Annotated in this window: 32 protein-coding genes, 1 tRNA gene and 1 pseudogene; 15 read left to right on the forward strand and 19 right to left on the reverse strand. The window is 40.3% G+C overall.

Annotation, left to right across the window (positions count from 1 at the left end):
• Nucleotides 1–96: 96 nt before the first annotated feature.
• From BF9343_RS11255 to BF9343_RS11280, 6 genes are all read right to left on the reverse strand, one after another.
• A tRNA-Lys gene (locus tag BF9343_RS11255) sits at nucleotides 97–169 on the reverse strand.
• A gap of 88 nt (nucleotides 170–257) precedes the next feature.
• A complete protein-coding gene (locus BF9343_RS11260) occupies nucleotides 258–1,061 on the reverse strand; it encodes an MBL fold metallo-hydrolase (protein ID WP_005787710.1) in 804 nt (267 codons plus the stop codon).
• Between the two features lie 78 nt (nucleotides 1,062–1,139).
• A complete protein-coding gene (locus BF9343_RS11265; RefSeq protein ID WP_005803520.1) occupies nucleotides 1,140–2,528 on the reverse strand; it encodes an MFS transporter in 1,389 nt (462 codons plus the stop codon).
• A gap of 150 nt (nucleotides 2,529–2,678) precedes the next feature.
• On the reverse strand, nucleotides 2,679–4,085 hold the full coding sequence (gene uxaC, locus BF9343_RS11270) for a glucuronate isomerase (RefSeq protein ID WP_005793937.1): 1,407 nt from the start codon (nucleotides 4,083–4,085) through the stop codon (nucleotides 2,679–2,681).
• 391 nt (nucleotides 4,086–4,476) lie between these two features.
• Entirely contained in the window at nucleotides 4,477–5,010 is a 534-nt protein-coding gene (locus tag BF9343_RS11275; protein ID WP_005793935.1) for an FHA domain-containing protein, read from the reverse strand.
• Nucleotides 5,011–5,020: 10 nt separating this feature from the next.
• The gene (locus BF9343_RS11280; protein WP_005815896.1) at nucleotides 5,021–6,082 is read right to left on the reverse strand and encodes an HU domain-containing protein; all 1,062 of its coding nucleotides are present in this window, start codon (nucleotides 6,080–6,082) and stop codon (nucleotides 5,021–5,023) included.
• Nucleotides 6,083–6,240: 158 nt separating this feature from the next.
• Here BF9343_RS11280 and rfbC point away from each other — a divergent pair, with 158 nt between their 5' ends.
• The 3 genes from rfbC to BF9343_RS11295 all read left to right on the forward strand — a co-directional run bounded on the left by rfbC (nucleotide 6,241) and on the right by BF9343_RS11295 (nucleotide 9,071).
• Nucleotides 6,241–6,789: a dTDP-4-dehydrorhamnose 3,5-epimerase gene (gene rfbC, locus BF9343_RS11285; protein WP_005787720.1), complete on the forward strand. Its 549-nt coding sequence runs from the start codon at nucleotides 6,241–6,243 to the stop codon at nucleotides 6,787–6,789.
• A gap of 23 nt (nucleotides 6,790–6,812) precedes the next feature.
• Complete coding sequence (locus BF9343_RS11290) at nucleotides 6,813–8,126, forward strand: UDP-glucose dehydrogenase family protein (protein ID WP_010992989.1); 1,314 nt, start codon at nucleotides 6,813–6,815, stop codon at nucleotides 8,124–8,126.
• A 141-nt stretch (nucleotides 8,127–8,267) separates the two neighbouring features.
• Nucleotides 8,268–9,071, forward strand: a complete 804-nt coding sequence (locus BF9343_RS11295) for a DUF4738 domain-containing protein (RefSeq protein ID WP_041926227.1) — start codon at nucleotides 8,268–8,270, stop codon at nucleotides 9,069–9,071.
• A gap of 70 nt (nucleotides 9,072–9,141) precedes the next feature.
• On the opposite strand, the gene BF9343_RS11300 is transcribed toward BF9343_RS11295, so the two are convergent.
• Both BF9343_RS11300 and serB read right to left on the reverse strand, forming a co-directional pair.
• The gene (locus tag BF9343_RS11300) at nucleotides 9,142–10,398 is read right to left on the reverse strand and encodes a DEAD/DEAH box helicase (protein ID WP_005787725.1); all 1,257 of its coding nucleotides are present in this window, start codon (nucleotides 10,396–10,398) and stop codon (nucleotides 9,142–9,144) included.
• 79 nt (nucleotides 10,399–10,477) lie between these two features.
• Nucleotides 10,478–11,701 (reverse strand): phosphoserine phosphatase SerB, encoded by a 1,224-nt coding sequence (gene serB, locus BF9343_RS11305; protein WP_005793930.1) that lies wholly within the window; start codon nucleotides 11,699–11,701, stop codon nucleotides 10,478–10,480.
• A gap of 271 nt (nucleotides 11,702–11,972) precedes the next feature.
• Here serB and BF9343_RS11310 point away from each other — a divergent pair, with 271 nt between their 5' ends.
• Nucleotides 11,973–12,482: a thioredoxin family protein gene (locus BF9343_RS11310; RefSeq protein ID WP_008660257.1), complete on the forward strand. Its 510-nt coding sequence runs from the start codon at nucleotides 11,973–11,975 to the stop codon at nucleotides 12,480–12,482.
• 165 nt (nucleotides 12,483–12,647) lie between these two features.
• On the opposite strand, the gene BF9343_RS11315 is transcribed toward BF9343_RS11310, so the two are convergent.
• From BF9343_RS11315 to lon, 3 genes are read right to left on the reverse strand one after another with little or no spacing between them, the layout of a single operon-like run.
• A complete protein-coding gene (locus BF9343_RS11315; protein WP_005787732.1) occupies nucleotides 12,648–13,745 on the reverse strand; it encodes an LptF/LptG family permease in 1,098 nt (365 codons plus the stop codon).
• A gap of 4 nt (nucleotides 13,746–13,749) precedes the next feature.
• Nucleotides 13,750–14,880, reverse strand: coding sequence for a tRNA guanosine(34) transglycosylase Tgt (gene tgt / locus BF9343_RS11320; protein ID WP_005787735.1), 1,131 nt, complete (start codon nucleotides 14,878–14,880; stop codon nucleotides 13,750–13,752).
• Nucleotides 14,877–17,345, reverse strand: a complete 2,469-nt coding sequence (gene lon / locus BF9343_RS11325; protein ID WP_005793926.1) for an endopeptidase La — start codon at nucleotides 17,343–17,345, stop codon at nucleotides 14,877–14,879. Before lon ends, tgt begins: the two co-directional genes overlap by 4 nt.
• Nucleotides 17,346–17,529: 184 nt before the next feature.
• Here lon and BF9343_RS11330 point away from each other — a divergent pair, with 184 nt between their 5' ends.
• Complete coding sequence (locus BF9343_RS11330; RefSeq protein ID WP_005803540.1) at nucleotides 17,530–18,243, forward strand: tRNA1(Val) (adenine(37)-N6)-methyltransferase; 714 nt, start codon at nucleotides 17,530–17,532, stop codon at nucleotides 18,241–18,243.
• Between the two features lie 246 nt (nucleotides 18,244–18,489).
• Here the strand turns inward: BF9343_RS11330 and BF9343_RS11335 are convergent, their stop codons facing one another.
• The 8 genes and pseudogenes from BF9343_RS11335 to BF9343_RS11365 all read right to left on the reverse strand — a co-directional run bounded on the left by BF9343_RS11335 (nucleotide 18,490) and on the right by BF9343_RS11365 (nucleotide 22,582).
• Complete coding sequence (locus BF9343_RS11335; RefSeq protein WP_005793922.1) at nucleotides 18,490–19,020, reverse strand: HIRAN domain-containing protein; 531 nt, start codon at nucleotides 19,018–19,020, stop codon at nucleotides 18,490–18,492.
• Between the two features lie 160 nt (nucleotides 19,021–19,180).
• Complete coding sequence (locus tag BF9343_RS11340; RefSeq protein WP_010992991.1) at nucleotides 19,181–19,546, reverse strand: hypothetical protein; 366 nt, start codon at nucleotides 19,544–19,546, stop codon at nucleotides 19,181–19,183.
• 67 nt (nucleotides 19,547–19,613) lie between these two features.
• Nucleotides 19,614–19,925 (reverse strand): annotated as a pseudogene (locus BF9343_RS23955) (ORF6N domain-containing protein); the annotation flags it as partial.
• A gap of 64 nt (nucleotides 19,926–19,989) precedes the next feature.
• Nucleotides 19,990–20,376, reverse strand: coding sequence for a hypothetical protein (locus BF9343_RS11345; RefSeq protein ID WP_005806115.1), 387 nt, complete (start codon nucleotides 20,374–20,376; stop codon nucleotides 19,990–19,992).
• A 6-nt stretch (nucleotides 20,377–20,382) separates the two neighbouring features.
• Nucleotides 20,383–20,817, reverse strand: a complete 435-nt coding sequence (locus BF9343_RS11350) for a hypothetical protein (RefSeq protein WP_005806117.1) — start codon at nucleotides 20,815–20,817, stop codon at nucleotides 20,383–20,385.
• Nucleotides 20,818–20,900: 83 nt separating this feature from the next.
• Nucleotides 20,901–21,467 (reverse strand): ORF6N domain-containing protein, encoded by a 567-nt coding sequence (locus tag BF9343_RS11355; protein ID WP_005806119.1) that lies wholly within the window; start codon nucleotides 21,465–21,467, stop codon nucleotides 20,901–20,903.
• Between the two features lie 62 nt (nucleotides 21,468–21,529).
• Nucleotides 21,530–22,030 (reverse strand): hypothetical protein, encoded by a 501-nt coding sequence (locus tag BF9343_RS11360; RefSeq protein ID WP_005793911.1) that lies wholly within the window; start codon nucleotides 22,028–22,030, stop codon nucleotides 21,530–21,532.
• Nucleotides 22,031–22,234: 204 nt separating this feature from the next.
• Nucleotides 22,235–22,582: a helix-turn-helix domain-containing protein gene (locus tag BF9343_RS11365; protein WP_005793909.1), complete on the reverse strand. Its 348-nt coding sequence runs from the start codon at nucleotides 22,580–22,582 to the stop codon at nucleotides 22,235–22,237.
• Between the two features lie 349 nt (nucleotides 22,583–22,931).
• Here BF9343_RS11365 and BF9343_RS11370 point away from each other — a divergent pair, with 349 nt between their 5' ends.
• From BF9343_RS11370 to BF9343_RS23715, 10 genes are all read left to right on the forward strand, one after another.
• Entirely contained in the window at nucleotides 22,932–23,540 is a 609-nt protein-coding gene (locus BF9343_RS11370; protein ID WP_010992992.1) for a hypothetical protein, read from the forward strand.
• A gap of 3 nt (nucleotides 23,541–23,543) precedes the next feature.
• Nucleotides 23,544–23,744, forward strand: coding sequence for a helix-turn-helix domain-containing protein (locus BF9343_RS22665; protein WP_005793906.1), 201 nt, complete (start codon nucleotides 23,544–23,546; stop codon nucleotides 23,742–23,744).
• The gene (locus BF9343_RS11375) at nucleotides 23,745–24,032 is read left to right on the forward strand and encodes a hypothetical protein (protein ID WP_010992993.1); all 288 of its coding nucleotides are present in this window, start codon (nucleotides 23,745–23,747) and stop codon (nucleotides 24,030–24,032) included.
• Nucleotides 24,016–24,249: a hypothetical protein gene (locus BF9343_RS11380; protein ID WP_005793902.1), complete on the forward strand. Its 234-nt coding sequence runs from the start codon at nucleotides 24,016–24,018 to the stop codon at nucleotides 24,247–24,249. Before BF9343_RS11375 ends, BF9343_RS11380 begins: the two co-directional genes overlap by 17 nt.
• 23 nt (nucleotides 24,250–24,272) lie before the next feature.
• Nucleotides 24,273–24,731 (forward strand): hypothetical protein, encoded by a 459-nt coding sequence (locus BF9343_RS11385; RefSeq protein WP_010992994.1) that lies wholly within the window; start codon nucleotides 24,273–24,275, stop codon nucleotides 24,729–24,731.
• Entirely contained in the window at nucleotides 24,728–25,093 is a 366-nt protein-coding gene (locus tag BF9343_RS11390; RefSeq protein ID WP_010992995.1) for a Cof-type HAD-IIB family hydrolase, read from the forward strand. The genes BF9343_RS11385 and BF9343_RS11390 overlap by 4 nt, the downstream gene beginning before the upstream one ends.
• Nucleotides 25,094–25,115: 22 nt before the next feature.
• Nucleotides 25,116–25,325, forward strand: coding sequence for a hypothetical protein (locus BF9343_RS11395; RefSeq protein WP_008768837.1), 210 nt, complete (start codon nucleotides 25,116–25,118; stop codon nucleotides 25,323–25,325).
• A 130-nt stretch (nucleotides 25,326–25,455) separates the two neighbouring features.
• A complete protein-coding gene (locus BF9343_RS23710; RefSeq protein WP_041926228.1) occupies nucleotides 25,456–25,800 on the forward strand; it encodes a hypothetical protein in 345 nt (114 codons plus the stop codon).
• Between the two features lies 1 nt (nucleotide 25,801).
• Nucleotides 25,802–26,248 carry a DUF4494 domain-containing protein gene (locus BF9343_RS11405; protein WP_010992997.1) on the forward strand — a complete coding sequence of 149 codons (447 nt, stop codon included), beginning with the start codon at nucleotides 25,802–25,804 and terminating at the stop codon, nucleotides 26,246–26,248.
• A 110-nt stretch (nucleotides 26,249–26,358) separates the two neighbouring features.
• A complete protein-coding gene (locus BF9343_RS23715; RefSeq protein WP_164088328.1) occupies nucleotides 26,359–26,511 on the forward strand; it encodes a hypothetical protein in 153 nt (50 codons plus the stop codon).
• Nucleotides 26,512–26,521: the final 10 nt, after the last annotated feature.

Below are 26,521 nucleotides of genomic sequence, written 5' to 3' on the forward strand. Positions count from 1 at the left end.
TGTTTTCATCAAATTAATTTTTGCGGTGGCAAAGATAAAACAATATTTCAAAATGTCACCAAAAACAAAAAGGAGATTATTTATAATCTCCTTTTGTACACCCTCAGGGACTCGAACCCTGGACCCATTGATTAAGAGTCAATTGCTCTACCAGCTGAGCTAAGAGTGCTTGTTTCTCGTTTGCGGTTGCAAAAGTATGGCTTTTATTTTATACTACCAAATAAACAGACCTGTTTTTTACTCTTTTTTTCTCACATTTATTCAAACTCATAGAGCTCCGAAGGCGTATTTCTCTTTAAAGCAAGTAGTTGCACATCTTTCCCGACAATAATACCTTTACTCTTCAATTTCCACTCAACTGTCTTATATGCTAACTCCGGATGATTATTATCTTTACTCAGATGGCAAAGCCAAATATAACGAAGATGCTCCATTATGTTTTCCGCAAGAAAGTTGGCGGTATCTATATTACTCATATGACCTGTTTTACTTGAGATACGCTCTTTCAGATATGTCGGATAAGGTCCCATACGAAGCATTTCTTCATCATAATTAGCCTCAATGATCAGATAGTGGGCTTTGCAAATATATCGGGCAGCGGTTGGAGTAATCTCTCCCAAGTCGGTAAGGAATGAAAAAACCTTTCCGTCAATTTCTATACAATAACCTACATTATCTGTTCCATCATGCGGAACTTCAAAAGACTCGATACGAAAATCTTCCAATAGCATCGGCTCTTCTTTCTCCAAATAGCGTACAGAGCCATGCAACTTTTCTGTCATACAATAGCTTTTATTGATTCCTGCATGTACACGTGCCGTAGTATATACCGGAATATTCAATTTCTCACCTAAATGTCCTACAGCTTTAATATGATCGGCATGATCGTGAGTAATAAATACTGCACGTATTGAGTCCATAGTCACATTTATGTCCTTCAGTGATTTTTTAATGGTACGAATTCCAATACCCGCATCAATGAGTATGCCGTATTTTTCGGTACCTAGATAATAGCAGTTTCCACTACTGCCACTGGCCAGGCTTATAAATCTAATCTTCATTATTCTCTTCTTTTTAATGCAAATTGCCGGCAACTTTTATGGCAAATTGTCGGCAAATATACATAAAAAAGGAAACAATCAGACGTTAGTTTTCTTCTTTTTATCGATGAAATCAGTGATTTTTGCAAAAATAAGCAAAGCAATTGCTGCAACCAAACCGATTGCCGCAAAGTAATACCAGATGTAATGTGCATTCACACTGGCAACTTCCCAGGCCTCTCTGGATTCAAACAAAGTTGGATCCGGACAATACTTGGTCAGCAGAACGCCGGCAAGACCAAATCCGAAAATGGAAGATAAAAAAGAATGAAGATGACTAAACCCTAAATACATACCTTCCTCACCTTTGGGAGCCTGGAGAGAAAAATATTCCAGATAACGGGGAGATATAAAACATTCTGCCAAACCTTGAACTACAATACCGGCAATCATCATCAATGTAATGTTGCTCATTCCAGAAACAACTTCATTATCCAAAAGATTGCCGCATGCCATCAATAGAGCAGAGACCGGAATCAGAAACATACCAATATTCATTGAGGTAATGGCACTTCGTTTTGCCATCCAACGAGTTACAAAACTAACGCAACATACTACAACAAAAGGATTTACATTAGCAATCCAGCCCGGTTTGGCTGTTTCACCTGCCATACGAATTACATACTTTGGCATCGTAGCATAAAGTTGGTGCTGCACCATCCAAAATCCCGTGATAATAAGTATTAGAATCAATAAACGCCAATTGGTGACAATACGCAAGAAACCTTGTCCGATCTCACGCATACTTTTTCCTTCTCCTACGGTGTGAGTTGATTTATACAAAAAGAAAACAGCCAACAAAGCAATGAGAGTCATAAATCCGGAGAAATAGTTTATGTAAATATATGCCTGATCACCAATCATATTTCGGAGAGGATCGATAACTGTTTTTCCGGTAAAAGCACCGATGTTAACCATCATGTAGAAAATAGAATATCCACGTGCACGGGTAGCCTCGGTTGTTTCCTTGGCAACAGAAGCCGAAATAACAGACTTAATAAATGAGCCGCCTATCATGATTATAAATAAAACCGGCACTATCAACCAACGGAAAACGCTATCTGTCAATCCACTAAAATGGGTACTTGCCCCATAGCTCACCAACCCGGTACTTTCAAGCAATGTAGGCAATACTCCTAAACCAAAGTATCCGGCAGTTAATAACGAAAAGGCAACAAGCATTGATTTACGAAAACCAATCTTATCGGCATATGCTCCGGTAAAAATAGGAAGCAAGTATAATCCACCGGAAAAAAGACCGGAAATCATACTTGCTTCGAAATCATTAAAACCTAAAATAGTAGATAAGTAAATAGTGAGAACGATAAACACAGCATAGTAAGCCATGCGTTCAAACAGTTCGACTGTGTTGCTGACATAAAAGGCTCTTGTGAACCCTTTGGCAGCAGGCTGAGGGGAATTGTTCATTTATGTTTTTCTTTTTTTTAAATTGATAATAGGACGCAAAGATAAGATTTTCTGCCAATGCGACACCCACACATCTAAAATAAAAGCCGGAAAAAGGCTTGCAAAGCGAATTCCCGACTCAGTTTATTGTAACAGATAAGATGACACTAATTAAAAATGAAAAAAGTTTTTAGCATTAAAATAACTGATATCTTCAACCATCTGACAGACACGCTCCATTTCCGATAAAGGTATCTCACCGTTTTCCACATCACACCCCAATAAATTACATAAAGTACGACGAAAATATTCATGACGAGGATAGGAGAGGAACGAACGAGAATCCGTCAACATTCCCACAAAGCGGCTCAATAATCCAAGAAGAGAAAGAGCATTTAATTGCCTTTCCATTCCATCCTTCTGATCAAGGAACCACCATCCCGACCCGAACTGAATCTTACCAGGTATACTCCCATCTTGAAAATTACCTATCATGGTGGCAATTACTTCGTTTGCACAAGGATTCAGATTATACAGAATTGTTTTAGTCAACTTACCTTTTGAATTCAGCCGATCCAGGAATTTACTCATGGCTTTAGCCGTAGCAAACTCACCTATTGAATCAAATCCCGTATCAGGACCCAACTGCTTGAACATTCGGCTGTTATTGTTCCGAATAGCACCGTAATGAAATTGTTGTGTCCATCCTTTTTCCCAGTCCATTTCACCGAGCACAATTAACATTGCCGATTTAAACTTCAAAACTTCTTCTTTTGTCAGTTCCGAACCGCCGTATATTTTATTGAAAATAGTTTTAATCTCACCTTCCGTATAGTCCTCAGCATAAAATTCTTCGATCCCGTGATCAGACAGCTTACACCCTTGCTCTGCAAAATAGTCGTGACGTTTACGTAAAGCTAAGATCATATCATTATAGTCAGAAATAGTAATCTCACTTATTTCTGACAATTTTTCTATATAAGTGCGAAAATCTGAAGGAACTTCCACAGCCATAACTTTATCCGGACGCCATGTGGGAAGCATCTTGATTTCAAATCCACTTTCGCGAGTTCTAATATGATATTCCAATGAATCGATAGGATCATCCGTTGTACATACGGTTTCCACATGATAACGCCGCATCATTCCGCGGGCAGAATATTCCTGAGAAGAAAGTTTCTCATTACATTCATCATAAATTTCACGTGCTGTTTTCGGATTTAGTACTTTATCAATACCAAATGCAGTTTTCAGTTCCAAATGCGTCCAGTGGTACAGTGGATTACGGAAAGTATATGGGACCGTTTCTGCCCATTTCTCAAATTTCTCCCAATCTGACGTTTCTTTACCGGTACAAAAGCATTCATCCACACCATTGGAACGCATGGCACGCCATTTATAATGATCACCGCCTAGCCATATTTCAGTTAAGGACTTAAACCGATAATCATCCGCTACCATTTGGGGATTTAAATGACAATGATAATCAATAATTGGCATCTTAGCCGCATGATTATGATATAATTCCTGAGCCGTTTCGGTTTGAAGCAGGAAATTTTTATCCATAAAATTTTTCATTCTTTTGTGCTTTTATTGTATAGAATAATTATCTAAGATATAACCAAGATTACACTATTGATTATAAGCAAAATACCTTCTATTTATATTTTGATTTCATCAATCGTTATCGAACACAAAATTAAAAAAATTACTTAGAGATACAAAAATAAACCGGATATTTATAGGATTTTGGTCTTAAAATAAGAAAGGAAAAACGTTTTATCAGAATGAAGGTTACAGGATGTTAACTTCCTACCTCCAATGAAGTTGACTTCCTATTTCCAAGAAGTTAACTTCCTACATATAGGATGTTAATATCGTATTCTTAAGATGTTAACTTCTTAAAATACGGATATCCCAAATGTTTGGTGTGCACCGCATACTACTGCTTATACCTTCTAATAGGAGGTCAAATTTCTTCTTTTTTTGCAGCACGAAGGATAAGAGTAGTGGCCCCAATAGTAATAATGGCTCCGTCATCAATGCGAATACGGTCTTTATCCCCCAAGATCTCGTTCATCAAGAAAGTTCCGGTCAGGCTTGGGGCATCACGAAGAGTATAAACCAATTCTCCTTGTCTGTTACGCTTCACATTAATAATACAGTGGCGTCTGTCCATACTCATATCACCGGTTTCAATCGGAGTATTAATATCTGTACCTACACAACGGCGGCCAATGATATTATCACCTTCTTGCAGAGGTAAGACTTGCTTGAAACCGAAGACATTTTCAATGACAACGATACAGCCAAACTCTTCTTTATATACATCTTCATCCAATTTCTCTTCCTTACGAGGAGCCTTCATCTTACTCTTCCCCAGACGAATACTGAATTGCTTACCACAGTGTTCACATACAAAAACCAATGACTGGCCTTCGCTATATTTAGTTTCATCAAAAGAAAGATAGTTCTCACATTTAGGACAAAGAATTCTTTTCATTATAAAATATTTATTTAGCTAACATCCAGGCGTTCTTATAAGCCTCGTTCTCTCTTAATTTCAACAGTTGACGGTTGGCATCTTCACGATCGGCACATGACATAATACTCACGCGAATCTTACCGTCACCCGTCAATACTTTGGCACCTGTATATCCCTTGGCTTTAAGTTCACCTGCCATCGCCTCCGCATCTTTCGTATTAGCTACGCTGGCAATAATTATATGATATGGAAAAGTTTTTTCCACAACCTTGGTTTCGGTTGCTTTCATTGTCTTTTCCGGTTGGTTAACTTTCACTTCTTTTACCGCAACCGGCTTTACTACAGATGCTTTACGAACAGTGGACGACTTTTTCTTCGCAGTTGCCGGTTTGGTTTGTGGGATGGCATCAACTGATTTTAGCATAACCGGAGTCATTGCCACCGATTGTTTCTCTATCTTTTCAAACAAATCAGTTGGAAGTAGCCGGGCATAATTTCCTTTTTCAATATATGTATTCTCTACCGGTGTTGACATAAAGAAAAACAATGCAACCGCTGCAATCATAGCTACGGCATTTCTCAAAAAGGCCCAGTTCGCTCTGAATTCATAACTTGTCTTTTTCTTAAGAACAGTCGGAAGAATTTGTTCTTTCTCCGGACGTCGCAAAGCCGACAACTCCTTCATCTCAAACGAGTCGAGCCCATAGAGGTAAGGAGTGGTAATTTTATTGTCGTAAGGAACAAACTCGTAAGTATTATGAATGGTATAGCGGATTTCTCCAATATTAGGAAGATCAGTTTTTCCATCCTCATGCAGAGCGGAGATAAGTTCTGCCACCTCTTTTTCTACCATTTTCGTAGCATCCGAGAAGTTAGTATCGTACACAGCCATATAAGATTGTACTAAGACACCATCATTCAACGTCAATTGAGGATTGAAACCAATAGTACGGGTAGGCGGGAGGAATAAATTCTCTTCAGCCACTCTCATAGCAGGAGCGTAGTGAGCTATAAATCCACCAAAACCGGGAACGATCACACAATCATTCTCTAATAATAATACTTCAATATGCTGTGCCAATTCAATCATGTGTGCAAAATTAACTGATTAATTCAAGATATGCCATAAAACCGCACATTTTATTATTAACAAATGCTAAACGCTGGCTTCCTTTCTTAGCCATCTATAACTGTCATATTAGAAAAAATGCCTACTTTTGCGCTACTTAATAATATCATCAGAAACGAATGAATTATATACAAACAGAAATAGATGGTGTGTGGATCATTGAACCGAAGATTTTTTTCGATCCGCGCGGATATTTCATGGAAGCATTCAAGCAACAGGAATTTGATGCTACTATCGGACAGATAAATTTTATACAAGATAATGAATCTCAATCTTCATTCGGCACGTTACGCGGACTCCATTATCAAAAAGGAGCCTATAGCCAAGCCAAACTAGTGCGTGTCATCAAAGGTGAAGTGCTGGATGTGGCTGTCGATTTAAGAAAGTCATCACCTACATTTGGAAAGCATATCAGCGTATTGTTAAGCGACGAAAATAAACGCCAGCTTTTTATTCCCCGTGGGTTTGCCCATGGATTTTTAGTGAAAAGCGAAATAGCTATCTTTACTTATAAGGTAGATAATATATATGCCCCCCAATCTGAGGCTTCTATCCTATACAATGATCCGGCATTGGCTATCGACTGGCCTATTGCCGATTCTCAACTTGTCATGTCAGAGAAAGACAAGCAGGCAGGAGCCTTTCGGGAAGCAGAATATTTTGAATAGAAACCCTCAATAAATAAAAGAACATGAAAATTGCAATTGTCGGAACCGGATACGTAGGTTTGGTCACAGGAACCTGTTTTGCGGAAATTGGCGTGGATGTTACTTGTGTTGACACCAACAGCGAAAAAATAGAGGCGCTTAAAAAGGGGATTATCCCCATTTATGAAAATGGATTGGAAGAAATGGTCATCCGCAATACCAAAGCCGGTCGACTAAAGTTTACGACTTCACTGGAAAGTTGCCTGGATGATGTAGAAGTAGTGTTCTCTGCTGTCGGAACCCCACCTGATGAAGATGGAAGCGCTGATTTGAGTTATGTACTCGCTGTGGCACGTACCATTGGACAAAACATGAAGAAATACAAACTTGTAGTCACCAAAAGTACCGTACCTGTAGGTACAGCATGCAAAGTTCGTAATGCCATTCAGGAAGAATTAGACAAACGGGGTGCCAAAATGGAATTTGATGTAGCTTCCAATCCTGAGTTTCTGAAAGAGGGTAATGCAGTCAATGACTTTATGAGTCCTGACCGTGTTGTAATCGGTGTGGAATCGGAACGTGCAGAAAAATTAATGACTAAGCTATATAAGCCATTCATGCTAAATAATTTCCGCGTGATATTCATGGATATTCCCTCTGCCGAAATGACCAAATATGCCGCAAACTCAATGTTGGCTACTCGTATCAGTTTCATGAACGACATCGCTAATCTGTGTGAGTTAGTAGGAGCTGATGTAAATATGGTGCGTAGCGGTATCGGTTCGGATACCCGTATCGGACGTAAGTTCCTTTATCCAGGCATTGGTTATGGTGGGTCATGTTTCCCCAAAGACGTAAAAGCTTTGATAAAGACAGCAGAACAGAATGGATATCAGATGCGTGTGTTACAGGCAGTAGAAGAAGTGAACGAAAATCAGAAAAGCCTGTTATTCGACAAACTGGTAAAACAATATAATGGAAATCTGGAAGGTAAAACAGTTGCATTGTGGGGATTGGCATTCAAACCGGAAACAGATGATATGCGCGAAGCACCTGCATTGGTCCTAATTGACAAACTGCTGAAAGCCGGCTGCAAAGTACGCGCCTATGATCCCGCAGCAGCAAATGAATGTAAAAGACGAATCGGCGAAACCATATATTATGCACGCGACATGTATGATGCGGTTTTAGATGCCGATGCTTTGATGCTGGTAACCGAATGGAAAGAATTTCGTCTGCCTTCGTGGGCCGTTGTGAAAAAAACAATGTCACAACAGGTAGTCATGGACGGACGTAACATTTATGATAAAAAAGAAATGGAAGAACAGGGTTTTATTTACCATTGTATCGGCAAATAATACCTTATACCACCGCATCCTCACAAACCTGATAACAGAGCTGAAAAGTTAAGAGTTTTTTTGTAACCCCCAATTTACTTTTCAGCTCTTTTTTTATATCTTTATCGATATAAATGAGTAATTTTGCACAAAATTAAACAGATGATAAAGTACATTGCAACATTGTTACTGACGGTCTTATTCGTAGCATGCAATAATGGCAAAGGACAACAGCCCTCTGAAGAAAATGAAGACCCCAAGGCCAAAGAGATTCTCCAAGGCATTTGGCTTGATGATGAAACTGAAACTCCCTTGATGCGCATAATAGGAGATACGATTTATTATTCCGATGCTCAAAGTGCTCCGGTTTATTTCAAAATCCTAAAAGATACGCTCTATACCTATGGCAAAGACGTAACCCACTATCAAATTGACAAGCAGAGTGAATATTCTTTTTGGTTCCATTCTCTGGCTGATAATATTATCAAGCTCCATAAGTCGGAAGATCCTAATGATACATTGGCATTCTCCTTTAAGTCGGTCGAAATTATTCCGACCTATACAGAAGTCACTAAGAAGGACAGTGTGGTAATGTTCGATGGCGTCCGCTACAGAGCCTATGTATACATCAACCCCTCACAAATGAAAGTAGTGAAAACAACTTATTCGGAAGATGGTATCAGTATGGACAATATTTACTATGACAATGTAATGCATATATGTGTGTATGAAGGCAAAAAAAGTTTATATGCCAAGGACATTACCAAGCAAATGTTTGTAGATGTAATTCCAACAGATTTTCTGCAACAGGCCATTCTATCTGATATGAATTTTATAGGAATTGACCGCAAAGGCTATCATTATCAAGCACTCGTCTGTATTCCGGAAAGTCCGGTATGCAATCTTGTGAATCTTACCATCAGTTTCGATGGAAAACTAAATATAACGGCTGCAAAATATAAATAAACCGACCTGACCGAAGAATTACAAATAGTAAAAAGAGTATTAAGAGAAAAAGGGCAGAAAAGCTTTACGCTTATCTTCTGCCCGATCTGGGTGCCGTAGAACGTCCACCGTTATTATTTTTTCTATTTCCGTTCCGGAAGTTTCTTCCTCCTCTTCCTGCGTTAGTATACGAACGAGGATTATATTGAGGAGCTTCCCCCAATTCAGCCGGTACCGGTATCTTATAAATTTCTTTTTCGAGGAAATTCTCGATATTCTTAAAATTAGTTTGTTCTTTCTCATTCACAAACGTGAGGGCAACTCCATCATTGTTCGCACGTGCAGTACGTCCGATGCGGTGAACATAATCTTCACTGTCATGTGGAACATCGAAATTAATCACCAACCGGATATCATCAATATCTATCCCTCTGGATACAATGTCTGTAGCGACCAAAATATTGATACGTCCCGATTTGAATTCATGCATAATAAATTCACGCTGTACCTGCTCAAGATCAGAATGCATTTCTCCAACATTCAACTTCATCATTTTCAGCGCCTTTGCCACTTCTTTTACTTTTATCTTTGAAGATGCAAAAATGATAACTCTTTCGGGCACCTCTTCCGCAAACAAGCTTCTTACAATACCCAATTTCTGATTTTCGTAACAGACATAAGCAGCCTGAACAATTTTTTCAGCAGGTTTCGATACGGCCAGTTTGACTTCAGCAGGGTTATTCAGGATAGTATTGGCCAATTGCTGAATCTTAGCCGGCATGGTAGCGGAAAACATAATCGTCTGGCGTTCTTTTGGCAAATATTTTACGATCTGCATAATATCCTCGTAGAACCCCATATCAAGCATACGGTCTGCTTCATCAAGAATAAAATAAGAAACCCGGGATAAATCAACGTATCCCAGACTCAGATGTGCAATCAGGCGTCCCGGTGTAGCTATAACCACATCGGCACCAAGCATCAAGCCTTTTTTCTGCTGCTCAAAAAGTATTCCGTCATTTCCTCCGTAAACAGCCACACTTGAAACAGGCATAAAATAAGAGAAGCCCTCCATTTGTTGATCTATTTGTTGGGCCAGTTCACGGGTAGGTGACATAATCACACAGTTGATGGCATCTTCCGGATGTCCACCTTCCGACAATTTATTCAATATAGGCAACAAAAAGGCAGCCGTCTTACCGGTTCCTGTCTGCGCTACAGCGATTAAATCTCTACCTTCGAGTATTACCGGGATCGCTTGTTCTTGTATAGGAGTACATTCCTCAAAACGCATAGCGTCGAGTGCTTCAAGTACATTGTCATTTAATTGTAATTCGGAAAACTTCATCGTTTATTTTATTTGCTCGCAAAGATAGAAAATTCACTACGTAGTACAAATTTTTCGGGTTCTTTTATTCTTTCCACTCTTACATATTCAAATAAGAGTCCTTAAATCCCAGGAAGTAAAGTACGCCATCAAGCCCAATCGTATTAATAGATTGTTTGGCATTGGCCACAACTTTGGGTTTTGCATGAAAGGCAATGCCAAGACCGGCAACTCCCAACATAGGAAGATCATTAGCTCCATCCCCAACAGCAATGGTTTGAGCGATATCTACTTTTTCTACCTGAGCGATCAATCGCAGCAGTTCCGCTTTACGCTTTCCATCTACCACATCTCCCAAATAACGCCCCGTCAGCTTGCCGTCTACAATCTCAAGTTCATTGGCATATACATAATCAACACCGTATTTCTTCTGCAAATACTGTCCAAAGTAGGTGAAACCTCCCGAAAGGATAGCAATCTTATAACCATACTTCTTCAGAACATACATCAAGCGATCCACCCCTTCAGTTATTGGCAGACTCTCGGCAATTTCCTGCATTACAGATTCGTCCAGTCCTTTCAGCAGTGCAACCCGCTCACGAAAACTTTCCGTAAAGTCAATTTCTCCCCTCATGGCACGTTCCGTAATTGCTTTTACTTCAGCACCTACACCGGCACGTATAGCAAGTTCGTCAATTACTTCGGTTTCTATTAATGTAGAGTCCATATCGAAACAGATCAGGCGGCGCATACGGCGATACATATTATCCAACTGGAAAGAGAAATCCATTTCAAGTTCACTGGCCAATTTCATCAACTGTCCCTGCATAGCTTCTTTATCCCGGGGAGTACCGCGAACCGAGAATTCAATACAGGCTCGGGTATGCATTTTACGCTCATCCAATGGAATACGTCCGGTCAGACGTTTGATGGCATCAATATTCATGTCCTGCTCAGCTAAAATACGGGTAACCGCCGCAATCTGACGAGCCGTAAGTTTACGTCCCAGCAATGTAAGGATATAGCGGTTCTTACCTTGCATATTCACCCAGCTTTCATACTCTTCTTCGGTAATCGGATAGAAACGAATGGTTACTCCCAAGGAAGATGCCTTAAAAAGCAACTCTTTCATCATAAATCCCGAGAGTTGTTCCTCAGTCATACAGAGAATGCCCAGTGAAAGGGTGTTATGAATATCTGCCTGACCAATATCCAGGATAGTGGCATCGTATTTTGCCAATATCTCTGTTACGGAGGCTGTAAGTCCCGGACGATCTTCACCGGTAATACGAATCAGAATTAATTCTGTTTTTGATGGTTGCATAGCTGAATGTTCATTAAGTATCCTGCAAAAGTAGGGGAAAATTCCCAGTATTTATGCTAAATAACATAAAAAACTGCACTTAAAAAGAGAGAAAATTACTTGTTTATTTGGAAGTTGGAATAATATTTACTTACCTTTGCACCCGGTTTCTGAATTAAAGGCCTTGACAGTCAACAGATTCCTCTCTGTTGTGCCTAAAAAGACGATGTTTCGGGGAGAGACCACTGTTTTAGAGGACAGTCCCGGATAGTATTAACTAAAACCGAATTACATGAGGCATGTAAAATGGATTTTTGTTGTATTACTAATTAGTTCCTTGACTTCTTTCGTAGAAAAAGACAAACCCACCGGAGGTTTGAATGTGGGTGACGTAGCCCCTGATTTCACAATCGAATCTACGTCAGATGCACAGTACAATTTTGATTTGACCGACTTAAAAGGTAAATATGTGCTGCTTAGTTTTTGGGCAAGTTACGATGCACAGTCCCGGATGCAAAACGCAAGTTTGAGCAATGCGCTTCGATCAACTTCTCAAGATGTGGAAATGGTTTCCGTTTCATTTGACGAATACCAGTCGGTATTTCAGGAAACCATTCGTAAGGACCAAATAGTTACGCCCACCTGTTTCGCGGAAACTAAAGGCGAAAGCTCCGGCTTGTTTAAGAAATACCGTTTAAACCGGGGTTTCACTAACTATTTATTGGATGGAAATGGTGTGATTATAGCCAAAAACATCTCTGCTGCAGAACTTTCTGCTTATGCAAACAAAATCAAAGGTTGATTTTAAAGCGTAAGAAGAGAGTGGGGGTTCCCAACAGGATTTCGATCCCGGGAACGAGACAAAAGAGGAAATGAATACAACAAAAAATTCCGCCCGCACTTGTGGATTTCACAGGAGCAGGCGGAAATTCTTATTTTTAGACCCTTTGAATTCAAATGCAATCCATTATTTGGGAGCCTTTCTATATAGGTAAAATGCAATCAGCGCATACAGTAAATTAGGAATCCACATGGCGATCATCGGAGGCATATTTCCATTTACCGCAAAAGTAGATGCCACGGTCTGGAACAGGATATATGAAAAGCTCAGTCCAAGTCCTATTCCCAAATGCAATCCCATTCCCCCCTTTGTTTTTCTTGAAGAAAGAGATACTCCGATCACAGTCAGGATGAATGATGCAAATGACATGGCGATTCGTTTATGATACTCTATTTCAAACTCTTTGATATTGGCAATACCCCTTTGTTTCTGCTTATCTATATATGCACTAAGCTGAGGGCTGGTCAACATTTCCTGTTGATTACGCATAATCATGAAATCGGCAGGTTCCATCGGTATAATGGAATCCATCTTATCTCCACGGACAATAGTTTCCTTTAATCCGTCGAGATTACGAATCATATAATCCTTAATGGTCCATTTATTAACCGCAGTAGTATCATAAGTAATGCTACGGGCAGTCAAATGGGATACCAGTTTCTTATCTACGAATTTATCCAGCGAAAAACGGTTTCCTGTCTTATTGTAATCCTGATAGTTATCAATATAAGCAATCACGCCTGTGTCTATCTCCAACTGTATATTGTGTACATAAGTGGTCTTTTTCTTTTTCACGTATTTATCTTCAAAGTCCAGACGAGTCACACTGCCTCTTGGAATCACATACGATCCTAATATAAAGGTAGAAATCGCAATGATACCGGCCGATATCATGTAAGGACGCAACATCCGTTTAAAACTCATACCGGTAGAAAACATTGCAATAATCTCGGAGTTCTCAGCCAGTTTAGAGGTGAAGAATATGACAGCAATAAATACAAACAACGGACTGAACAGATTCGCGAAATATGGAATAAAGTTCATGTAGTAATCGAAGATGATTGCCGACCACGGCGCACTCCGTTCCATAAACTTATCCATCTTCTCGTTGAAGTCGAATACTACTGCGATGGAGATAATCAATGCAATAGCAAATACATACGTCCCCAAGAATTTCTTGATGATATATAAGTCCAGGCGTTTAATAAACCGATTGCTTCTCATAAATTTATAGTCTTGTTGACACTCTTTTCACCATCATAGGTTTCCAGGTTGAAAAGTCTCCTGCGATAATGTGCTTGCGTGCTTCTCCTACCAGCCACAAATAAAACGCCAGATTGTGGATAGACGCAATCTGCATGGCCAGCAACTCCTGCGCATGGAATAAATGGCGCAAGTATGCTTTGCTGTACAATGTGTCTACATACGAAGCACCGTCAGCTTCAATAGGAGAGAAGTCTGCTTCCCATTTTTTATTACGCATGTTCATGATACCGTCTTTCGTAAACAACATTCCGTTTCGTCCGTTACGGGTAGGCATCACACAGTCGAACATATCTACTCCACGTTCAATACCCTCAAGAATATTAACCGGTGTGCCGACTCCCATCAGATAACGTGGTTTGTCCTTGGGAAGTATCTCGTTCACCAACTCAATCATCTCGTACATCTTATCTACCGGTTCGCCTACGGCAAGTCCGCCAATGGCATTACCGTCTGCATCTTTCGAAGCTATGTATTCTGCAGATTGTTTACGCAGGTCGGGGTATACACATCCTTGCACGATAGGAAAAAGAGACTGGCTATAACCATATTTAGGTTCCGTCTCATTGAATCGTTGAATGCATCTGTCGAGCCAGCGGTGTGTCAATCCCAATGACTTTTTGGCATATGCATAATCCGAATCCCCCGGCGGGCATTCGTCAAATGCCATCATGATGTCGGCACCTATGATACGTTCGATATCCATAACCTTTTCAGGAGTAAAGATATGCTTGCTGCCATCAATATGCGAACGGAATTCAGCCCCTTCTTCACGCAATTTACGGATACCGGACAAAGAAAACACCTGAAAACCACCACTATCGGTCAGCATCGGACGGTCGAATCCATTGAACTTATGCAATCCACCGGCTTTTTCGAGTACATCCAGTCCCGGCCGCAAATAAAGATGATATGTATTTCCCAGAATAATCTGTGCCTGAATATCCTCTTTCAATTCAGTCTGATGTACTCCTTTCACACTGCCGATTGTACCTACCGGCATAAATATAGGGGTTTGTATTTGCCCGTGGTCTGTTGTAATCAGACCGGCACGGGCATTACTTTTTGCGTCTGTATATTGTAATTCGAATGTCATTCCTGGTTGGCTTTCTTTACGGATAAATCAATGGCATCGGCAACCTTCTCTTGAGTCAATGCAATGGCAAAGACCTCTTTTACATCATTCACATAATGGAAAGTCAGTCCTTTCAGATATATATCCTGTATTTCGTCAATATTCTTTTTGTTCTCGGCACTCATAATAATTTCTTTGATGCCGGCACGCTTAGCTGCCAGAATCTTCTCCTTAATACCACCTACCGGAAGTACCTTGCCACGTAACGTGATTTCCCCGGTCATAGCCAGATTAGCCTTCACCTTACGTTGTGTCAAAGCAGAAGCCAACGAAGTAGCCATTGTGATACCCGCCGACGGACCGTCTTTCGGAATAGCTCCTTCGGGGACATGGACATGGATGTTCCAGTTATCAAAGATCTCTTCATCCAGATTTAAGAGTGAAGCATGTGCTTTGATATACTCAAGTGCCAGCATAGCAGACTCTTTCATCACTTCACCCAAATTTCCGGTTAATGTGAGACGTCCGCCCTTGCCGCGGCTCAGACTGGTCTCAACAAATAAGATTTCACCTCCAACGGCTGTCCATGCCAATCCTGTGACCACACCGGCATAATCATTGCCTTGATATTTATCACGAGTATATTCCGGAGCACCCAGGAAGTCATATAAATCAGTCGGTTTGATTTCTGTTTTTAAGAAGAAACCATCTGTTGCATATTGGCGGGCCGATTTACGAAGAATCTTACCGATTTTCTTTTCCAACTCACGCACACCGCTTTCACGTGTGTACGATTCGATAATAGCTTCCAGCGTATCTTTTGGAATTTTAATGTCGGTCTTCTTCATTCCGTTTGCTTCCAGCTCCTTCGGCACTAAATGCTTTCGTGCTATTTCCACTTTTTCTTCCGTGATATAACCACTCACTTCAATCAGTTCCATTCGATCGAGCAATGGTCCGGGAATGGTATTCAAGTTGTTTGCCGTAGCAATAAACATCACTTTGGACAAGTCGTAATCCACATCCAGGAAATTATCATGGAAAGCCGTATTTTGTTCCGGATCAAGCACTTCAAGCAAAGCCGATGAAGGATCTCCCTGACGGTCGGCACTCACTTTATCTATTTCATCCAGAATAAATACCGGATTCGAAGAACCCGCTTTAATCAGGTTTTTGATAATACGTCCCGGCATTGCACCGATATAAGTTTTACGGTGTCCGCGAATTTCCGCTTCATCGTGCACACCTCCCAATGACATACGGATATATTTCCGCTTCAAGGCTGCGGCAATCGATTTTCCCAGTGAAGTCTTACCAACTCCCGGAGGGCCGTATAAACAGATAATAGGAGACTTCATGTCACCCTTCAATTTAAGTACGGCTAAATGTTCCAGAATGCGTTCCTTTACTTTCTCCAGACCGTAATGATCCTTATTCAGCGTTTTCTCGGCATTCTTTAGGTTTAAATTGTCGGTAGTATAAACTCCCCACGGCAGATTGAGCATTGTCTGCAGATAATTCAACTGCACACTGTAATCCGGCGATTGAGGATGGGTACGTTCCAGCTTGGCAAGCTCTTTCAGGAAAGTTTCCCGCACTTCGGTACTCCACTTCATGTGTTCTGCCTTTTGGCGCATCTCTTCTATTTCCTGTTCCTGGCCGCCACCACCCAGTTCGTCCTGGATCGTTTTGATCTGCTGCTGCAGGAAATATTCACGTTGCTGTTGGTCAATATCCTCACGGGCACGCATCTGGATAGATGCCTTTATTTCGGCCAACTGCACTTCACGATTCAGGATTTCAAGCAACCGATAGGTACGTTCACGCAACGAATCAATGCGCAACAGTTCGATTTTCTCGTCCTTCTTCAACGGAAGGTTCGTACAGATAAAGTCCACCAGGAACATGTGGTTCGTCAGGTTTTTGATGGCAAACGCTGATTCCTGATGTAAAGTGTCCGATGATTTAATATATCGTATTGTCAAATCCTTGCAGGTTTCCACCAATGCCTGAAACTCCTTATCATCTTTTGAAGGGATTTCTTCTTCAACAATGTTCACTTCACCCTTCAGGTACGGATGTGTCTCCGTGATATTCTTCAACTCCAGGCGTTTCATTCCCTGGATAATGACTGTTGTTGTCTGGTCGGGCATTTCGAGTACACGCACAATCTTACCTATGGTTCCGATCGGGTGCAAGTCCTCAAATGCCGGCTCGTCCGTTTCCGCCATTTTCTGGCAAACTACTGCAATATAGGATTTTTTCTTATCGGCTTCCCTCACCAATCTCAAAGATGATTTTCTGCCAACAGAAACAGGCATAAATACTCCGGGGAACAATACCATATTACGGAGGGGGAGTACCGGAAGAGTTTCACCAACCTTTATGTCAAACACTTGATCTTCGTTTCCGTCAAAATCGGCAATTAATGAAAATGCGTTATCATTCTGGTCATCCATCTCTCTTAAATATCTTTCTTTCTTCATTTCGTATAAATTAGTTTATGTCATATCAGCGAACATAAAACGTTCGCAAAGTTAATCGATTCTTCATTAAGAATAAAACATCTATTCGATAAAAACACAAAAACAATGCCAAATAATAATGTGGACGGAATGTCATATCACAATATTTACCTATTTTTGGCGAACTTAATTATTTCTTAGCTAAATGAGCCAACCTTTTTTTCAGTTTAAACAGTTTACTGTCTGGCACGATAAATGTGCCATGAAAGTAGGCACAGACGGTGTCTTGCTCGGAGCTTGGACCCCGGTAGAGTCCTCGGCACGTATTCTTGATATTGGTACCGGTACCGGATTGGTGGCACTTATGCTGGCCCAACGCTGTTCCGCTTCCGTTATTGCTCTTGAAATAGACGGAACAGCCGCACAACAGGCTGCAGAGAATATCACCCGTTCACCTTGGGGAAGCAGGATAGAAGTCGTTTGCCAGGATTTCAGGTTATACAGCAATAAGAATAATAGCCTGAAATATGATACAATCGTATCAAATCCTCCATATTTCACAGACTCCCTGAAGTGTCCGGACAGCCAGCGCAACACAGCCCGACATAACGATAACCTGTCTTATGAAGAGTTGCTGAAGGGAGTATCGAATTTACTTTCGCCAAATGGTACTTTTACAGTAGTCATACCGATGGATGCAAGTGATTCTTTTAAAGACATCGCATCTTCACAAGGCCTGTATCCATCCCGCCAGCTCTTGGTCATCACTAAACCGGGAGCACCCCCAAAACGTACCTTGATCTCATTTACATTTATAAAACAAGACTGCAAAGAAGAGAAATTATTAACAGAAGTTTCTCGCCACCGTTACAGTGATGAATACATTAAATTAACCCGGGAGTTTTATTTGAAAATGTAAAAGGCGTCGCTCTGTTCCAGTTGCATCATTCCGTATTATCGGAATTCCACCATAGCACAAAATGAAATAAGAGTAACCACATTGACATGTGTGATTACTCTTATTTCCTGTCGGGGTAGCGGGATTCGAACCCACGACCCCCTGCTCCCAAAGCAAAATAAAACGCTGATAATATATTATATATCAATTATATAGAAATAAGAGATCATTCTTTTGCATGAAATTTGCACGCAAAAGGACTTATTTCTAAATTTTAATGTCAGACTTAAAGCCTAATGAAGATTTCCATTCTTCTTTTATGTAAGCTGCTCCATAGATTTCTCCTTGGTGTATCCATATTCGAAATTTAGCTTTAGCTATACAATTATTATTTAACATAAATTCATAAAGCTCTCTATTTTGTTCTCTTCGAACGTATCCCATTAATTTGTGATCTCCTTCTCTGTAGACTCCAACCGCATATTTATCATACCGATTATTAAGCTCTGCTTTTGCATATCCTTCGTGTACGCCAATGTCAAATCCTGTTAGCGCTTGATATCTCATTCCTCCTAATTCGTAATAACAATATCCAGGTCCTGGGTGAGGCAACTGTCCTATTCTTACCAAATGCATGGATGCACTCTCCTGAATAGAGTGCATATTGGGAGGAGGGAGTATCTGATCTGAGTTTTGGTTGTAACGAGTACATATTATCTTTATTAAATAAATTGATATAGCGATTATAACCATGATATAAGCTAACACCAATACCATAATAATAAATTTAGCCGTCATATTTAGGTTTATTATCTATCCTTTAACATAAACTTAGTCAATAAATTATCTTTTAATCCATTTGCGACAACTCGCAAGCGATCATTTAAACTCATAATAGTTTAGTACTTAGATTTAATTTGACTGTAGCACAACTAAACAATTAAGCACATTTTTTAGATCATTTTTTTATGTTACCATTCTCAGCCCTGATTTTTTCCATCTTAAACTCCAACAATTCTTGAAGAACTTGAATTTTTCGTTTTAATAGGTTATTTTCCATTTTAAGTTCTTCTACTAAGACATCGAAACTAATGCTCGAAGAAGAATTACACACCCTACCTTTGCCCCTAAGAAGCCACTCGGAAGAAACATCTGGCAAGCATGCTACTATAGATATTAATGTATGCAAATCAAGACTCCTTGAACCAGTCAACTTTCTACAAAGTGACGTTTCCGACATAAGAATCATACCAGATAATTCTTTATAAGTAATATTCTTTTCAACTAAAAATTGATTAAGCCTTTGCGTTACAATATCATGCATCTTTTATATTCTATTAGATTTGTTTCAAAGTTAAGGATTATACACTCTTATTATTCATTATTTAGATTTAATAAAACCCTATTGGATTACAAGGTTTTTCTTCCGCCTTCTTTTCGCTTGCAATTCTGCCAAAGTTTGATTAATTAATTCCAATTGCACGCACGTATCATCATTTATATCATTGCAGTCAGTAAACACTTCTTCGATATAATCTTTTGTTAATCTCAATTACAACTTCACTGTTTAAAATAGAGGAAAGCATAGCTACGCCCAACTCAATAAAAGCAAAAGGCATATACCTTGTTCCATCCCTTTTGTTTGAGGTTATAAATTGACTCAAAGTATTTAACATAAAGTCGTCATGAAAACGTCTTATATTACACTATAGCATAATGCAAATAAAAATACGGGCTAGATAGATCCAAAATAAAATATCATTCAAGCTATTTAGTCTTGTTCTCTACTTTTCGGAGTAGTCCGGCTAGTAGTTTATCTTTTAATACCACCTGAGCCCTTAGAGCTTCCAATCTTACCTCCATTTGCTGCAATCGACTTTTATATTCATTTACCGAAACAAGAGTTATCGGCATCTCAGGAGTGGATTTATCTTGAATCATTTCTCCCTCTCCGGTTAAAAGCCAAGTCGCGTTTAAATTCGGTAGATACTTAGCTAAATTCTCCAAAACTCTAGCCGGAGGTTCTGTATTACTCCGAACAGATAAAAAACTATAAGCTCTTTGGTCCGATATTTTTGCGGCTCGAGCAAAAGCCGCTTTATTCCCATGAAAAAATTCATTTACAACAATTCGTAAACGATCATTTAAACTCATAATAATCTACAGTTTAGTATTTAGATTTAATTCTGTTACAACTTGATCTCTTAATAATCTATTGTCATCCTCGAGCTGACGAATACGCTCTTCCAATATACCATTTTGCTTTAATAAAGTTTTAACCTCTTCTCTTTCTTCTTTATACATACTGTATATAAACGAGGTCTCCCCTGTAAATATAGGTACTGATGAAGATACAATAGAAACACCAGAACTAGATTTCAACATATCACCCTCACCGCGAAGAAGCCATTCAACAGAAAGATCCTCAAGCCGTATTGCAATGGATATTATTGTATTAAGATCTAGCGTTCTTGTACCATTCAATTTGCCTTTAAGCGTCGCCTCTGACATAAAAATCATAGCCGACAATTTTTTACAAGTGATATCTTTCTTAGCTAAAAACAGTCTAAGCCTCTGCGCTACAATATCATACATGGTTTATATTCTTCTAGAACTCTTTTCAAAGTTAAGAATTATGCACTTTTACCATTCATTGGGTATCAGCGCATATCCATTATTTAGTGTTTAGGTTTGATAAACCCTATTGGGTTACGAGGTTTTTCCTCCGCTTTCTTTTTCGCCTGCAATTCCGCCAAAGTTTGATTAATTAATTCCAATTGCATGCGCGTATCATCATTTATATCGTTGTAGTCAGCAAATGCTTCTTCGATGTAGTCTTTTAATGCTTTGATTTCGTCTTTCAGTTTATCGACTCTATCAATCGGAGGATTGGAGATTAAATGACGAACTGCTATAAATGCCCTTATAATTTGAATATTAATCTCAATTGCCAAATCGCTGTTAAGAACTGAAGAAAGTTGAGCAACTCCATGTTCAGTGAAAGCATAAGGCATATATCGGGTCCCGCCTCTTTTTGAGGTGCTAAAACTGCACCTCAAACTGTCGAATTCTTCCTTCGTTAGCTCAAACATAAAATCTGATGGAAAACGTTTAATATTATTTTTTACTGAACGTTTTAAATATTTAGTTTCAGTACCGTACATTTCCGCCAAATCAAAATCCAGCATAACCTTCTGTCCACGTATCTCGTATATTTTGCTTTGTATTAATTGCAATTGGTCCATATTTCATTTAATAACTTAATCGTTTCCTTTGCTTAACCTCTCAATAATCACCCAAAGAAATGTCACGCTTTTCCTGCTAACGGATGTTTGGAACTTGAAGGACGTTCTACGGGCGGATAATCTTCTTCGTAGTCTACTAATGGTAGATCGGAAAAAGTATCGGTTATCCTATCAGCTCCTGACTGACTTCTTAATGATTCATTGTCAGCTTCGAGTTGGCGGATGCGTTCCTCTAAAACGGCATTCTGCTTGATTAGGGTTTTATTTTCATCGTCTTTCTCTTTATACATCTTATAGATTAAAGAGTTTTCATCTGTAGATGCTGACTCAGCCCGATGAAGGCCAAGGTCTTCTCTTTTCTCCCTCAACATCTCACCTTCACCTCTAAGCAGCCATTCAGTAGATATGTCGGTATATATACCACACATCTTCATTAATATATCCGCGGTTGGATTTTTAGCTTTATTTATGTACCCTTTTGATAGGGATAATGTTTTCTCAAATCTATAATCACTAATTCCTTTATGATTAAGATATTGCTTAATTCTGTCGATTATATCCATAAGATGATTAGGTTAATAAATTATAATAGTTGAAAATATACCACCAATATTTTTTGATAGTGGTTTATATTCCTCTATATTTGTCCCCGTATTCAAATCACTCAAACGAAAACGGATACAAAAAAGGCTGACACGAGAGCGCTCGTCACCTATATTTTCGTCTTTAGTCATTCGCAAATACCACTCAGCTATTGCATACCCAATCTATTTATTTAAATTTTCAATAATACGCAATAATCTATCTATTTGTTCATCCCTTTTGTTTAACAAGCTAATAAGTTTATCAAAGTCTGCTTTATTTACAGTGACATTGTGCCCGTTTATATTATCCCCGTTTATATTCCCTTGATGAATGGCACTCTCAGGTATTAAGTACTCTTTAACTACCTCTTCTCCGTATTTATCGAAGAGAATTCTTGTTTGATACTCTTCAAGCCCTCTTTTTCCAGTCTCAATATCTGAAATATTGCTCTGCCCACAATTGAATAAATGAGCCACTTCAACCTGTTTTAAACCAAATCGTTTTCTAAACGCTTTTAAATCAAAGTTCATAATAATAAAATTAATGTTAATTATCAGTGATATATCTTGTTTATTGGGAATATATCACCGATATTTGTCCCCGTATTCAAATCACTCAAACGAAAACGGATACAAAAAAGGCTGACACGAGAGCGCTCGTCACCTATATTTTCGCATTTATCCATTCGCAAATATAGCCAGCCTTTTTCTTTTATCCAACAATTCGTATAAGAATTTGAAAGTGGCGCGGTTGCGTGGAAGTTTCCGCGAGATTTAAGGGTTAGTAAAGACATTGATAAAAGCTCGTTCCGAGTAATAGGCAAACTTCCACATTAGGCCTATGAAAGGTTCGAGCTTTGCTTTTTAAGGAGATAAGAATATGGAATCAAAGTTTCATGAACTGAAAAACAGGCTGCTGAAGAATATTGACCAGACGTCCGAATCTAGGCTTTATATGGATATACAGCTGGCTCAAAACTGCGAAACTCTTATGTCTATTATCAAAAAGGATATCGGATATCTGGCAAAGGAAGGTATCCTTTCCCCCGGCATAGCAGAAGATTTTAAGGACGTATTTCTATCTGCCGGCATAAAATGTAACTCCGGAGGCTCATCCGGATATATGTTAATATGGGACGGCACTGCGGTTGATATTTCCGGAACTGCCACGGCTGTAATCTGGAAAAGTGAACGAGCCTTCATCAAAGGACGCGCATGCGCTTTCCTTCTTGGAGAGGTCTCTGCAATAACCTGTGAACGTTCGATGGTCATTGCGGCAGGAAGCTCCACTATCCTTGCCGAGGGAGATTCCGTTGTTGGAGTTTCAGGCTATCATGCCTCTGTAAAGGCGTCAGACTATGCTACTGTCGTAAATATGAACTGTCCCAACATTGACCTTCGTGACAACACCCGCCTTTGGCTTCCTGCACGCGGAAGCTTTGCAGCCCGAAAAAATTGTGATATAATTATTAAAGACAAGGAGGAATAAGTCATGATCACATCCGAAGAACCAACAGTAAGCAGCACCGGTCGCTATACCGTAACCCAAACTTGCGAAATACTCGGAATACACCGCAACACTTTAAGGGAATATACCAGTAGCGGACGCATAAAATGCGGATTTCGCCGTGAGTCAGCACGAAAATTTTACGAAGGTAAGGAAATCATAAGATTCTGGAGGGCACAATTATGAATGAAACTTTCCTCGCCCTGTCCATGTATCTGTGCATCGGCCTGTTTTTGGGCTATCCTATTCCTGTTCCGGGCTTTGGAATCCCGGATCAGGCAGGAGCTTACCGGACTTCGCGGCAAGATAGGTGAAACAGACTCCCGTCTTTTAAAAATATACCTCCTGACTCTGGAGGAAAAGATAAACAGCCTTATCGAAGAAGAGAGATACGAGGAAGCACAGAGCCTGACGCTCCTTCTCAAAAAAGAACTTAACCCATTAAATGAAGAACAAGATGACAAACATGAATAAGCTTTCCAAACATATCATTATCGCAATCATTACGATAACGACCATTGCCGGCTGTATCTATGCCGGAAATGTAGAGCGTAACGATGCCGTCCTCTCGGGCATGTCCATGGAGAAGTACCAATATATCCACGACCGGATCGGCGGGCGGGCTTCCTCCTCCGATGTGGTGAAGGAGTACCTGCGCAATCAGGGATTTTACGATTCAAAAGATTATTAACCATAAACGGGAAAGGAGTACCCATGTTAGTGAATCATATACAAGTGGCCTATGTGCTACAGATAACACCCTTGGAAGCCAAATTTATGATGGCTCCGCATATCGAGAGAATCCGGGAGATGGTCATACCCGGAAAAAAGAGTCTGGACAAATGCGCAAGGCTCGTCAGGGAAACAGACGTGGTAGAAAGCCTCTTGCTGAATATCAGATTCCGCCATCCGAGCCCCGAACTCGACGGCAAAGACCGGATAGCATATACCATTGAGAAACTGAAAGAAGCGCCTCTTAATCTTAAAAAGAAGATAGCGGATGATCCGGGTTGCCTGAAAAGCGGGAAAATATCCGGCAAATTCCGTGCTCTGAACAGTATCCTCGAAGAGGAATCTATAAAGGAGATAAAAGAAATACTGCGCCTAAGAGGCGGTCATATTGGCAGAAAAGACACGGCCATGTCCCAAAAGAAAAGGAGGAGGGTGTCATGATCCTGGCCGTTGACTTTGACGGAACGATTGCGCGAAGCAGCTTTCCCGATATCCTGGGGGAACAACCGTATGCCGGTGAAGTGCTGCGCAAATTGCACGGAAGAGGCCACTATATCATTATCTGGACCTGCCGTAGCGGAAAGAACCTGCTTGATGCAATCAACTGGCTGCTGGAGCACAACATTCCCTTTGACAGGGTGAACGACCACTGCCCGGAAAATATAAAGCGGTACGGGAAAGGATCCGGCAAGATATACGCCAATATCTACATCGATGACAAGAACCTCGGCGGGTTTCCCGGATGGCTCCGTTGCCTGGAAGAGATAGAACGGATGGAATCTGCGGAAAACGACCAAATATGACATATATGGAACTTTTGAGAACATGAAAGTGATACATGTGCATTTGATCTTCAAAAAGAAGAACTACTATTTCGGTTCGCTCAGCGCCATTTTTGAACATCTGAGCGAAAACGATATAGGAATCAAAAAAGGTACGCTACTGCATCGGTCCAAAGAGGGAACGATCTCAACGGACCGGGCGATCATCATAAAAGGAGTCCTGCTTAAATGCAGGAAACATGTTAAACAATAACCAATGCCGGTACTAAAGGATGCCGTCGGGAGTGTGCCCCGGTTAAGTTTTATATTTTGCAAACCACCCCCCGGGGAGAAGTCCCCGGGATTCGGTTCCCCCGAAGCGGGAGGCTTAAAATGATCAGCTTATGAATATCATCCAGACCATCCCCCGTATCGATTGCAAGGCATTCGCCAAATGCGGAAAGAAATCCCTGTCCCATTGCAGGAGGTATAAGCTCACGGATGAAGAGTGCGCCGGCTGCGAGCTGGTCCGACGGCGGGAAAGAGGCAATTATCGTACCTTGTCTGACGGTCGTGTGATGAAACAGTGCTCCGTTTGCGGTGAGTGGTATGGCGTTCACCGGTTTTATCCCAGAGCCCTGAAGAGAGGAGAGAAGGTATACTTTACTTTCAGTTCCGAGTGCAGGAGATGCAAGTCACTGAAAGCTTCAGCATACCAAAGAAATAAACAGCAATTAAAAATCGAGTGATATGGCAATGCACACCTGGTTTGAATGCAAGATCCGCTACGAGAAAATGATGGAGAACGGAATGATTCAGAAAGTTACCGAGTCCTATCTGGTAGACGCTTTGAGTTTTACGGAAGCGGAAGCACGCATTATTGAAGAGGTAACCCCGTTTATAACAGGAGAGTTTACGGTATCGGACATTAAACGCGCCAATTACAGCGAACTTTTTGTCAGTGATGAAGAAGCGGCGGACCGCTGGTTTAAATGCAGGCTCTTTTTTATCACCCTGGACGAAAAGAGCGGCGCCGAGAAGAAAACCGCCTCCTTTGTGCTGGTACAGGCCGCCGACCTGCGTGACGCCGTGGGGAAACTGGACGAGGGAATGAAAGGTACTATGGCCGATTATCAGATAGGAGCGGTTACGGAAACGGCTATTGTGGATGTGTACCCATACGGTTCAACAGCATAAAACGCCTTGAGTCGTGGGTACATACGGTTAACGGGTGACGATACCGCCAGATCCATAAGCGGAGATATGTTTTTCAGAAAATAAATTTGTTAAATTTTAAAATTACGATTATGATAAAAAAAATTATCCGGTATTTGAGAAAGCGCAAAGATATGAAATTGCGCAAATGGTGCATAACGCTGGCAGCAAACGAATTATCTTACGGAGAGGCTATCGATGCCGCCAACGAGATTTACAAGTGGGTTAAAGAGCAGTCTCAATAAAAGATTTAAC

The organism is Bacteroides fragilis NCTC 9343 (assembly GCF_000025985.1).
GTDB classification, from domain to species: domain Bacteria; phylum Bacteroidota; class Bacteroidia; order Bacteroidales; family Bacteroidaceae; genus Bacteroides; species Bacteroides fragilis.